Origin of the sequence: Nocardia mexicana NBRC 108244 (assembly GCF_001613165.1) — a bacterium.
GTDB classification, from domain to species: Bacteria; Actinomycetota; Actinomycetes; order Mycobacteriales; family Mycobacteriaceae; genus Nocardia; species Nocardia mexicana.
The window spans coordinates 82,032-92,484 of record NZ_BDBV01000081.1; the positions used below are offsets into that span (position 1 = coordinate 82,032).

12 protein-coding genes are annotated in these 10,453 nt (G+C 67.1%); 8 read left to right on the top strand and 4 right to left on the bottom strand.

Annotated elements, in window-relative coordinates:
* The first annotated feature begins 130 nt into the window (after nucleotides 1-130).
* Nucleotides 131-1,573: a glycosyltransferase family 9 protein gene (locus NM1_RS30510; protein ID WP_084520191.1), complete on the top strand. Its 1,443-nt coding sequence runs from the start codon at nucleotides 131-133 to the stop codon at nucleotides 1,571-1,573.
* 33 nt (nucleotides 1,574-1,606) lie between these two features.
* Here NM1_RS30510 and NM1_RS30515 read toward each other — a convergent pair whose 3' ends face one another.
* Together NM1_RS30515 and NM1_RS30520 are read right to left on the bottom strand one after the other, a co-directional pair.
* Entirely contained in the window at nucleotides 1,607-2,215 is a 609-nt protein-coding gene (locus NM1_RS30515) for an NUDIX hydrolase (protein ID WP_068027709.1), read from the bottom strand.
* A gap of 98 nt (nucleotides 2,216-2,313) precedes the next feature.
* A complete protein-coding gene (locus tag NM1_RS30520; protein WP_169814347.1) occupies nucleotides 2,314-2,886 on the bottom strand; it encodes a helix-turn-helix domain-containing protein in 573 nt (190 codons plus the stop codon).
* Between the two features lie 97 nt (nucleotides 2,887-2,983).
* Here NM1_RS30520 and NM1_RS30525 point away from each other — a divergent pair, with 97 nt between their 5' ends.
* The 4 genes from NM1_RS30525 (at nucleotide 2,984) to NM1_RS44250 (ending at nucleotide 6,019) form a co-directional block, all read left to right on the top strand.
* Nucleotides 2,984-3,610, top strand: a complete 627-nt coding sequence (locus NM1_RS30525) for a class I SAM-dependent methyltransferase (RefSeq protein ID WP_068027711.1) — start codon at nucleotides 2,984-2,986, stop codon at nucleotides 3,608-3,610.
* 15 nt (nucleotides 3,611-3,625) lie between these two features.
* The gene (locus NM1_RS30530) at nucleotides 3,626-4,111 is read left to right on the top strand and encodes a DinB family protein (RefSeq protein WP_068027717.1); all 486 of its coding nucleotides are present in this window, start codon (nucleotides 3,626-3,628) and stop codon (nucleotides 4,109-4,111) included.
* A gap of 73 nt (nucleotides 4,112-4,184) precedes the next feature.
* Nucleotides 4,185-5,168: an alpha/beta fold hydrolase gene (locus NM1_RS30535; protein ID WP_246011738.1), complete on the top strand. Its 984-nt coding sequence runs from the start codon at nucleotides 4,185-4,187 to the stop codon at nucleotides 5,166-5,168.
* A gap of 176 nt (nucleotides 5,169-5,344) precedes the next feature.
* Nucleotides 5,345-6,019, top strand: coding sequence for a cupin domain-containing protein (locus NM1_RS44250; RefSeq protein WP_246011739.1), 675 nt, complete (start codon nucleotides 5,345-5,347; stop codon nucleotides 6,017-6,019).
* A gap of 16 nt (nucleotides 6,020-6,035) precedes the next feature.
* Here NM1_RS44250 and NM1_RS30545 read toward each other — a convergent pair whose 3' ends face one another.
* Nucleotides 6,036-7,913, bottom strand: coding sequence for a S9 family peptidase (locus tag NM1_RS30545; RefSeq protein ID WP_068027723.1), 1,878 nt, complete (start codon nucleotides 7,911-7,913; stop codon nucleotides 6,036-6,038).
* Between the two features lie 102 nt (nucleotides 7,914-8,015).
* Nucleotides 8,016-8,651 (bottom strand): TetR/AcrR family transcriptional regulator, encoded by a 636-nt coding sequence (locus NM1_RS30550; protein WP_068027725.1) that lies wholly within the window; start codon nucleotides 8,649-8,651, stop codon nucleotides 8,016-8,018.
* Nucleotides 8,652-8,795: 144 nt separating this feature from the next.
* Between NM1_RS30550 and NM1_RS30555 the strand changes: the two genes are divergently transcribed.
* From NM1_RS30555 to NM1_RS30565, 3 genes are all read left to right on the top strand, one after another.
* Entirely contained in the window at nucleotides 8,796-9,461 is a 666-nt protein-coding gene (locus tag NM1_RS30555; protein ID WP_068027729.1) for an SRPBCC family protein, read from the top strand.
* Nucleotides 9,462-9,593: 132 nt separating this feature from the next.
* Nucleotides 9,594-9,803 carry a hypothetical protein gene (locus NM1_RS30560; protein ID WP_068027768.1) on the top strand — a complete coding sequence of 70 codons (210 nt, stop codon included), beginning with the start codon at nucleotides 9,594-9,596 and terminating at the stop codon, nucleotides 9,801-9,803.
* Between the two features lie 116 nt (nucleotides 9,804-9,919).
* Entirely contained in the window at nucleotides 9,920-10,396 is a 477-nt protein-coding gene (locus NM1_RS30565; protein ID WP_068027737.1) for a carboxymuconolactone decarboxylase family protein, read from the top strand.
* Nucleotides 10,397-10,453: the final 57 nt, after the last annotated feature.

Consider the following 10,453-nt stretch of genomic DNA (forward strand, 5'->3'; position numbering starts at 1 on the left):
CGCGGGCCGAATATGATGCGGCACAACCGATCACGGCCGGCCGTAAACGAGTCACACCTGCGTGGAACATGGTCTCGACCACTGTCGAACTCGCTGCCGCACAGCCCTCTGACAGCGACAGGACATCTCGATGGACCGACCGGGTGGTGGCGATCCAGCCGCGAGAATGGCGCAGGCGGCCCAACGCCTCGTCGATGCTCTCGTCGAAAGAGGGGCATCACGAGTCAGCGAAATACACCACGCATTCCCGCGCGAGGTGCGCGCCGGTCTCGCGCGGATCGAGCGTACGGACGAGCGGCCCGTACCCGGGCTCCAGAGGATGGATCTGGATGCACACCCCGGCCACAACACCGCTGCCGAACGCCCGGAACGCGGCGCAGATGATCACCGGACGGCCTTCAGATCGGACTGCGTTCGTTGGGAAGGTTACAAACCGTGCCCTGAGCAAAAGAAACAGCGCCTACCCGACTGCTCCGGTTGTAATCGGTACGAGCCCGGCGAATCGGTCCTCGATGTGCAGGCGATGCCGTACGATCCGTCGATACTCGAGTCCGCCGAACGAGTGGGCATAGTGGAAATGGGAGGGTTGGGGAGCATACTCCGTACAACCGCGATCTCCGATGCTTTACGTCAAATGAATCCGCAAGTCGGAATCACCTGGTTCACGCATCGGCGCGGGGCAGACCTCCTGCGTTATGTTCCAGGTGTCGTGGCGGTCGACACCACCCGCCTCACCCGCGCTGATTACATGGACATCGTCCCGGATCTCGATGCTCTCCTGAACTTCGAACTGAGCGATTCGGCCAGAGATATTGTTGCCGGCTCCCGTCATGTGGGAGGATTTGCATTGAATCCGCAGGGCAAGTTCCAGGGTGTCATGCCGCATGCGCAGGGAATTCAACGCCTGCAGATCGACGACGCGTACCGGAAGGCCAACGAGTCGACGATGCAGGAGATCCTCATGGAGAGCGTGGGGCTGGGGCATATGGAGCCGCGGTACGACATCCGGTTGACCGATCAGAACTATGAACGAGCCGAGTCGGTACTGCGAGACATCTTCGGCGGGAACCGACCCGACGATTTAATAGGCTTGAATATCGGAACCAGCGAAAAAGGTAGTCTACGGCGATGGCCGGCCGAATCGCACGCCGCACTCGCCGGAAGGCTCGCCGATCGATTTCCGGACAAGGGGATTGTCATTCTCTCCGGTCCGGAAGATTCCGCGGTCAGAAACAGAGTGATCTCCGCCCTGCCTCGTTACGATAATATCGCGGTACTGCCTACCGTCGATGTCGGAGATTTCATGGCGGTTCTCGACCGATCTCGTCTGGTCGTGACCGGTGACACGTTCGGAATGCATGCTGCTCGAGCGCAAGACACACCCACCCTGGCATTGGCCGGGCCTATGCCACACCGTGAGCTGGAACTTTCTCCGAAGGACGAACTGATCGGGCCGAAGCTCGGCTGCAGTCCGTGCTATCACCGATGCTCGCAACCGATTGCCGGACTCTGCATGCAAGATATCAGCGTCGATGAGGTGGCCACCAAGGCTGTTCGTATGTTGGACAGCTGACGTCGGGTCACACGACCGACATGGCCATTCGGTTCAGCGAACGGGCCGCTGCAGCTCATGTGAATATTTATCGACAATAAACTTCACCGGATATGTCAGATCTTTTTCACGTGATTCATCCAGAGATAGCCACAGCGGATTCTCACCCTCCTCTCTGACATCAATCGTCAATGGTTTGTCGAGAACCAGGAGGTAGGCGTGCCAGCGGTGCACATCGGCACCGCGCCGGCACGAGTCACCGACGATATCCTCTGTTGCGATGGCGATTACTTCTTCTCCGGATATGCCTACTTCTTCTGTCAGCTCACGAATGGCCGAAGCGTCGGGCTCCTCGCCGGAATCGACATGACCGGAAGGAACCGTGAGGGAAAATGGGAAGATCGTGCGCTCGAAGAAGAGAAACTTTCCCATCGAGTTGCGGACGAATACGCCGACACTCTCATGCCAATACTCGCCGTCGCTCGCGACCCAGGATTTGATAGCCGGGTCCATGACGATCGAACGCTCGTGCCGCATCTTGCACGTGCCGCAGAAGTAGTAGGTCTTTCTACCCTCATAGACTCGTTCGACAGTCTCGGCACGACAATGGGCACAGTATTGATGATACTGTCCGTCGTCGCTCCAATCGAAGTCCAGTTTCATCGAGAACTTCTCCGTGTATCAAGTAGGAAAGAGGCGAGGCAAGCCTACTCGATCATTGCCGATTCGGTTGTCGCGGACGTGCGCCGGTAATCGCGGGACTACCGGTGGGCGTCGGCGCGCACGTGCGCGCGCATTCCCTGCAGGCCGAACAGGATGAGAAGTTCGACCGCGCCGCCGTCCGCGCTGCCCAGCCAGTGTGGCTGGGAGGTGTCGAATTCGGCCGCCTCGCCGGGCGGCAGCGTCATATCGCGTTCGCCGAGCACCAGCCGCAGGCGGCCATTGAGGACGTAGAGCCATTCGAAGCCGTCGTGGGTCTGCGGGGTCGGTTCGAGCGGTTCCGGGCGGGCGGGGATCAGCATCTTGAACGCCTGGATCCCGCCGGGCCGCCGGGACAGCGGTAGGAAGGTCATCCCGTAGCGATGGATCGGCTTCAGATGGATGCGCGGATCGCCGGTGCGCGGGGCCCCGACGAGTTCGTCCAGGGGGACGTCGTAGGCGCGGGCCAGCGGTAGCAGCAGCTCCAGGGTCGCGCGACGCTGCCCGCTCTCCAGCCGGGACAGGGTGCTCTCCGACACCCCGGTCGTCGCGGCGAGGGCGGCGAGGGTGATGCCGCGGTCGCGACGCAGCGCGCGCAGCCGGGGTCCCACCGCGTCGAGCACTTCTTCGGTCATGTGGTCCACGGCCTCCACCTTGCCAGAACGGCAAGATTGCGTGCCAGATCGCGGCGGGCCCGTCGAGACTGAGCGAGTGCCGACAGAAGGAGTCTCGATGAGCACCACCGACGCGGTCGCGTTCTGGGACGGGGTCTACGCCGGTCGACCCGCCGCCACCGACCCGAAGCCGAATGTTCGTCTCGTGGAGACGGTTTCGGATCTGACCACCGGCGACGTGCTGGACCTCGGATGCGGCGACGGCGGCGACGCGCTGTGGCTGGCCCGCCGGGGGTGGCGCGTCACCGCCGCCGACATCTCCGCGGTCGCGGTCGAGCGGCTGGCCGAGCTGGCGCGCTCACACGGGCTGGGCGACCGGATCGTCACCGTGCGGCACGACCTGCACGAATCCTTTCCGCCCGGCCGGTTCGACCTGATCTGCGCCCACTACCTGCACACCCCGGCGGACCTGGACCGGGCGGCGGTGCTGCGTGCGGCCGCGCATGCGCTGCGTCCGGGCGGGTGGCTGCTGGTCGTCGACCACGGCTCGACGGCGCCGTGGTCGTGGGACCAGGATCCCGACGTCCGCTATCCGAGCCCGCGGGAGGTCGCCGCCGGAATCGCTCTGGACCCGGCCGCCTGGACCGTCGAGCGCGCCGACACACCCCGCCGGATCGCGACGGGACCGAGCGGCCGCCGGGCCGAGGTCACCGACCACGTCCTGCTCATCCGCCGTATCGCCTGAGAGCTGAGGAACACCATGCCCACCACCTCCCGCCGCCGCGACACCCCGCCGCCCCGCACCGGTGGCAGCGAGACCGAGGTCCTGCGCGGCTTCCTCGGCTACCTGCGGGCGTCGATCGCCGCCAAGGTCGACGGCGCCCCCGAACCGCAGGTGCGAACGGCCGCCGTGCCGTCGGGCACCAACCTGCTCGGACTGCTCACGCACCTGACCTTCGTCGAGCGGGCAATGTTCCTCGGCGACAACGTCACCGACTGGGCGGAAACCTTCCGCGCCGCACCCGAGGACAGCGTGTCCGAGGTCGTCGCGCGCTACCGGGAGGCGGTCCAGCGCGCCGACGAGGTGCTCGACGGATGCACCGATCTCGGCGCGCGGCTCCCGCGGCGTGGCCGCGCCGCGCCCACCGTCCGCTGGGCACTCACCCACATGATCGAGGAAACCGGCCGCCACGCCGGTCACGCCGACATTCTCCGCGAACTCATCGACGGCACGACCGGACGCTGAGCCCGACAACATTCGAGGACAGGAACACATGATCACCGCACCGCGGCCGGCGTCATGCCGCTCTCTCCGATCCGTGCGCACGACGGTGACCGTCGCGCTCGCACTCCTGCTCGCCGTCGGCACCGCGGCCTGCTCCACACAGACCGCCACCGGCGCCCCGCCCTACGCCGCCGCCACCCAGGGCGATCCGCGGTTCGACAGCACGTTCCGGCACGAGTTCGCCGAGATCGACGGCGTCCGTATGCATTACGTGAAGGGCGGCAGCGGCAGCCCGGTGGTGCTCGTCCACGGCTGGCCCCAGACCTGGTACGGCTGGTGGCCGATCATGCCCGCGCTCGCCGAACACCACACCGTGTACGCCGTCGACCTGCCCGGACTCGGCGACAGCAGCGGCTCACCCAGCGGCTACGACAAGGCGACCCTGGCGCGGTACGTGCACACGCTGATCGCCGACCGGCTCGGGATCCGCGACGCCCGCGTCGTCGGCCACGACTTCGGTGCCGCGGTCGCGTTTCAGTACGCGAGCCAATTCCCCGGCGACACAGCGGGTCTCGCCTATCTGGACCTGCCGCTGCCCGGGCCCGGGATCGATGCGGCCACGTACCGCTCGATGAGCTGGCATATCGCCTTCCACTCGCAGCGGCGGGTGCCCGAGGCGGTCGTGGGCGACGACGTCCGCGAGTACCTGGCACTGTTCTACCCCCAGGTTTCGTTCGGCGGCACGGCATTCGGCGGCACCTCGGACTGCTCCCCGTTCACCGATGCCGAGATCGACGAGTACGCACGGACATACAGCAGACCCGAGGTCCTGTCCGGTGGCTTCGAGCTCTACCGCGCCCTCGACAAGGACGTCCGTGACACCGCGGCGGCGGCGCCGGTGCGCGTCCCGACACTGCTCATGAGCGCCCAGGGGCAGATCGACGCGGTCCGGGCGACGGCGGCCCCGCGCATGACCGACATCGTGCGCGCGGTGGACGTGCCCAATGCCGGGCACTGGCTCGTCGAGGAGAACCCGCGGTTCGTCACCGCGGAGCTGTCGCGCTTCCTCGACGGTTAGCCGCGACGGTGCAACCGCCCGCGGACGGTCCTGGACATCGGCCCCGACCGTTCCCCGCCGTATCGGCTTACACAAGGGACTTCGGTCCCCGAACAGGGGACCGCCACGGGGCTGTCGGAGGTGGTAGCGGCGGAGTAGCCTTCGACATGGGTCGGCTGATCGATGAGGTAACCATCATGACGAAATTCGTGCAGACCATCGAATTCAAGACCACGCGGCTCGACGAATTCAACAAGCACCTCGACGAATGGCTGGCCGCGACCCGGGGCAGACGCGCGGCAACCCACGGCATGGAGACCAAGGACCGCGATCAGGACGATACGTACCTGCAGATCGTGGAGTTTCCCTCGTACGAGCAGGCGATGGCGAACTCGGATCTCGCCGAGACGACCGGGTTCGCCGAGAGTCTCGCGCAGCTCTGCGACGGGCCGCCCGTATTCCGCAACCTCGATCTGCTCCGCGAGGACGACATGTCACTCCGCGAGGAGCCGGGCCTGCTGGTCAGGAGCTTCGACATGCCGGACGAAACGCGGAGATTCGAATCGGGCAGCGGCCGCATGGACGTCATCCACGCCGGATCCGGGGCGGTCGGCCGCGCCGTCTTCCAGCCCGGCTGGCGGTGGTCCACCCACGTCAAACCGATCGCCGGAACCGACAGCTGCCAGGCGTCCCACGTCGGGTACTGCGTCTCCGGGCGGATGCGGATAGTGATGGACGACGGGTCCGAAACCGAGGTCACCGCAGGCGATTTCATGGTCTGCCCGCCGGGGCACGACGCCTGGATCGTCGGCGCCGAGCCGTGCGTGATGATCGACTGGGCGGCCGCCGCCGACTACGCGCGCGGACGCTGAGCGCGACGCCCGGGCGTCATCCCTTGCCGCCCAGGTGTGCCGCGAGGAACCGCTCGACCGCACGGAACATGTCGAGCTGGTTTTCCGGGTTCACGAACCCGTGGCCCTCGTCGTCCTTCACCATGTACTCGACCTCGATCCCGCGGGCTCGCAGGGCCGCGACGAGATTGTCGGATTCGGCGCGGACGACGCGAACGTCGTTGGCGCCCTGGACAACCAGCAGCGGTGTGCGAATCCGGTCGACGTGGGTGATCGGTGAGCGCGCGAGCATATCGGCCTCCTGCTCGGGGTCGTCGGGATCGCCGACGAACAGGTGCCAGTTGTTCGCCAGGTGCGGTTTCGAGAATGACGGGAGCGTGCGCAGGAAGTTCGCGAGATTCGAGATGCCGACGTAGTCGATGGCGGCGGCGAAGAGGTCGGGCGTGAAGGTGACGCCGACCAGCGCGGCGTAGCCGCCGTAGGAGCCGCCGAAGATGGCGACCCGGTCCGGGTCGGCGAAGCCCTGCGCGACGGCCCAGTGCACGGCGTCGACGACGTCGTCGTGCATCGCGCCCGCGAACTGGCCGATGGCCGCCTTGACGAAGGCCTTGCCGTATCCGGTGGACCCGCGGAAGTCGACCTGCAGCACGGCGTACCCGCGGTTGGCGAGAAACTGTGTGGCGGGCTGGAAGTGCCAGCTGTCGCGGTACCACGGCCCGCCGTGCAGCAGCACGACCATCGGCAGTCCGGCGGGCTCGATACCCACGGGCAGCGTCAGGTAGGCGGGGAGGCGCAGCCCGTCCCGCGCCGTGATCGACACGGGGCGCATGGGGGCCAGGGCGTCGGGATCCAGGTGCGGGTAGGGCCGGAACAGCAGTCGGCTCTCGCCGGTGGCGTGGTCGTAGTAGTAGACCAGGTCCGGGTCGCGGTCGTGGGTGAAGGTGGCGACCCAGCGCCGTCCGGCCGCATCGGAGGACACGGCGCCCAGATCGCCGTCGGAGAGTTTCTCCAGATTCTTCAGCACCGCAGCGAATTTCGGATCCAGGGCGTGGATCACCTGACGTTCGCCGAGATAGCGCGCCCCGATCAGTTCGCCGGTCCGCCGGTCGAGGATCAGCGGCGTGAGCGCCGGGTCGACGCCGCCGCGGGTGTCGAGATCGTAGGTCGGGTGGCTGTCGATCTCGGTCTCCTCGCCGGTGGTGAGGTCGAGGCGGACCAGCCGGGTGCGGTCGGTGCCGCGGTGGGAACCGATCCACACCCCGGTGCCGTCGGGCGTGTGGTGGAGCGGCACCAGGCCCATCGGATAGTCCGGGCCGTCGAACACGGCGATCCGATGCCGTGTGCCCGCATCGCCGTCCCACCGTGCGATCTCGATATCGCCATCCTCGGTCAGGCCGACCGCGAATACCTCGCCGCCGGGCCCGCACATCCAGAAGGTGACGTGGCCGGGATTCTCGGCGAGGGCCGTGAATTCTCCTGTCGCAATATCGATTTCGCACAGGTCGAACGCCTCGATGGTCCGGTTGTTCAGATGCAGCAGCACCCTTCCCGGCCGCGTCGCGGGCAGCGCGACCTGCAGCGCCGTCGCGCCGGGAAAGGGCGTCAGATCGACCACCGGCGCATCCGGGTCGGCGAGATCGACCCGGTACACGTGCCAGTTCTCGTCGCCGTCGCGGTCCTGGAGATACAGCAGCCACCGCGGATCGCCGGTCCACAGGAAGCGCTGCACGCTGCGGTTCTCGTCCGCGGTCACGCACCGCGGCTCCGCGTCCGAGTCGAGCTCCCGGATCCACACGTTCAGCCGGTTCTTCCACGGCGCCAGGTAGGCGACGCGGGTGCCGTCCGGCGAGATCGTCGCGCCGGAGTGGGTCGGTGCCCTGAAAAAGTCCTCGACAGAAATGAGTTTCTGCGCCATATCGGTCCTTCCGGTTGTCGACGTCCGTGGGACCTCAGGACACACCGGGCCGTAACGGCATGGTCAACACCGGATCTGCATGATCCGGGTCACGGCGGCGGGCTACAGGCTGTTCAGTTCATCCGCGAACAGTGCGGCGGGGTCGAATCCCATTCCGGCGAAGTGCCCGGCGAGTTCGAGTGACAGGACGCCGTGCAGCCGGGTCCAGAAGGATACGGCGCGGTGCAGGGTGGCGGCCGGGGTCGACGGGTCGGCGGCCCAGTGCCGGTGGTCCTCCAGGTGGGCGTCGAACGGTGTGGGCGCGGTGCCCGGGGGCAGTGCGGCGACGGCCTCGATCAGCATCGACATGATTTCGTTCGAGATCGCGGTGGTGTCGTCGGGGGCGTGGTAGCCGGGGACGGGCGTGCCGTAGATGAGGAAGTACCGCTGCGGATCCTGCAGCGCCCACTCCCGGAACGCGTGCGCGATCCCGGTGACGTCGGCGCCGGAGTCCGCCGCCGCCCGGACGGTGTCGGCGAGGCTGCGGTAGGCGTCGCGGATGAGTGCGGTGATCAACTCGTCGCGATTGGCGAAGTAGTGGAACAGGGCCGGGCCGCTCATGCCCACGCGTTTGGCGATCGCGTTGAGCGACAACGCGGATACGCCCGCCGTCGCGATCTGCTCCCGTGCGTGGTGCTTGATCTCCTCGCGCACCTGCGCGCGGTAGCGCTCCCGCGAACTCGTCCCGCCGGTTGCCATCGTCGGCCGCCTCCCTTCGAATCTGCCGCCGCCGTCGGCGTCTGGTTAGAGGTTATCAAAGTTTCTATTGACACTCGGAAGTAGCGGTTATAACTTCTAAGTAAATCGAGTGGCACTAACTCGACCGAGATGAGGAGAGCAACCATGTCGAACACCGCACCGAGCCCCCGCCGCGGACTGCGCACCGCCCTGTTCCTGATTCCCCTGGCGGCCGCGGTGGGGCTGACCACGACCGCCTGCGGCGGCAGCGACAGCAGCACCGGCGGCGACCGGCCCGCGACGTCCGCTGCCGCCGCCCCGGCGCCACTCACCTGCGGCGGGCTCGGAATCGATGAGAACGCCAAGATCAAGTACCGCGCCGAAACCGTGATCAACGCACCGCTGCAGACCATCTGGGACCTGCAGACCGACGTGGAGCGGTGGCCCTCGTGGCAGCAGCCCGTCACGAGCATGAAGCGCCTGGATCAGGGCCCGCTGCGGCCGGGGGCCCAGTTCCAGTGGACGACTCCGGCGCCCGCCACCGCCACGACCCCCGCCACCACCTTGGTCATCACGTCGTCCGTCCAGCAGATACAGCCCGACCAGTGCATTCGGTGGAGCGGGCCCGGCGTCGGCGACGGGCTGGGCATCGACAACGGCATCCACGTCTGGAACTTCACGCCGGTCGAGGGCGGCGTCCTGGTGCGCACCGAGGAGAACTGGTCCGGCGCGCAGGTCGAGGCGGACGTGCCCACCTCGACCTCCTTCCTCGGCATGGGGCTCGAGGCCTGGCTGAAGGATCTGAAGACCGCCGCCGAAGGCCGTCACTGAACTCCCGAGCGGGCATGCGGACGGCCCTCGCCGGCGGCCGACCTACGCTCGGATCGACCGCGGCTGCGCGCCGACGCGGGCAGCCGCGGGGGACCTGACATGATGGAAGCCGCCGGGAACAGGGAGATTTGGATGCGTCTGGTTTCGTTGCTGCTGTTCGTGTGGTTGATCATCGGTGTGGTCGCGGCCGGTCAGCGTGGATATCTCACCCGCGTGACGCAGGACTGCCGCGACTTCGGCACCATCGCATTGACCGTGGTCGCGGGACCGCTGAACTACGCCGGCGTCGATCCCAAGGTGACCGACTGCAAACTCCCCGAGCCCAGCTCTACCCCGGAGTGACGGGCCCGTTTCCGGTGAAAACCGTTGCGCGGCAGGGTGATGCGTTTCACACCTCACACGCGGCGGGGTTCTCTCGTCGGAGGAATGTAACCCTCGACGACGATCAGAAGCCCGTCATGGAAGCCCGTATGAATCTGTTCGACAACCCGGTTGCGGCCAAGTCGCTGAAGTACCTCGTCTCCGCGGGGAAGGCGCTCGGGGACACGACTTTGCCGCGGCGGACGCAGGAACTGGTGCGGTTGCGCGCCAGTCAGATCAACGGCTGTGGTCAGTGCGTCGATATTCACACCAAGGAGGCCGCGGCCGACGGCGAGACCGCGGTGCGCCTTCACCTCGTCGCGGTCTGGCGCGAGGCCACGGTGTTCACCGACGCGGAGCGGGCGGCGCTGGAACTGGCGGAGCAGGGCACCCGCCTCGCCGACGGCGCCGGCGGAGTGTCCGACGAGGTGTGGGCGAATGCGGTGCGGCACTACGACGAGGAACAACTCGGCGCCCTGGTGGCGCTCATCGCCAATATCAACGCCTTCAACCGCCTCAACGTCATCACCCGCCAGCACGGGGGTGACTACCGGGCGGGCCAGTACGTCGTCTAGCGCGGTGGCGCCCGGGCATCGTCGACCGGTGCCCGGGCATCGTCCCCGGGGACGAGC

What these genes read in the sequence shown, in the direction of transcription:
- NM1_RS30510 (WP_084520191.1), top strand. Translation starts at nt 131, where the DNA reads ATGGACCGACCGGGTGGTGGCGATCCAGCCGCGAGAATGGCGCAGGCG.
- NM1_RS30550 (WP_068027725.1), bottom strand. Translation starts at nt 8,651, where the DNA reads ATGGCAACCGGCGGGACGAGTTCGCGGGAGCGCTACCGCGCGCAGGTG.
- NM1_RS30560 (WP_068027768.1), top strand. Translation starts at nt 9,594, where the DNA reads ATGCGTCTGGTTTCGTTGCTGCTGTTCGTGTGGTTGATCATCGGTGTG.
- NM1_RS30565 (WP_068027737.1), top strand. Translation starts at nt 9,920, where the DNA reads ATGGAAGCCCGTATGAATCTGTTCGACAACCCGGTTGCGGCCAAGTCG.
- NM1_RS30545 (WP_068027723.1), bottom strand. Translation starts at nt 7,913, where the DNA reads ATGGCGCAGAAACTCATTTCTGTCGAGGACTTTTTCAGGGCACCGACC.
- NM1_RS30525 (WP_068027711.1), top strand. Translation starts at nt 2,984, where the DNA reads ATGAGCACCACCGACGCGGTCGCGTTCTGGGACGGGGTCTACGCCGGT.
- NM1_RS30530 (WP_068027717.1), top strand. Translation starts at nt 3,626, where the DNA reads ATGCCCACCACCTCCCGCCGCCGCGACACCCCGCCGCCCCGCACCGGT.
- NM1_RS30515 (WP_068027709.1), bottom strand. Translation starts at nt 2,215, where the DNA reads ATGAAACTGGACTTCGATTGGAGCGACGACGGACAGTATCATCAATAC.
- NM1_RS30555 (WP_068027729.1), top strand. Translation starts at nt 8,796, where the DNA reads ATGTCGAACACCGCACCGAGCCCCCGCCGCGGACTGCGCACCGCCCTG.
- NM1_RS30520 (WP_169814347.1), bottom strand. Translation starts at nt 2,886, where the DNA reads ATGACCGAAGAAGTGCTCGACGCGGTGGGACCCCGGCTGCGCGCGCTG.
- NM1_RS44250 (WP_246011739.1), top strand. Translation starts at nt 5,345, where the DNA reads ATGACGAAATTCGTGCAGACCATCGAATTCAAGACCACGCGGCTCGAC.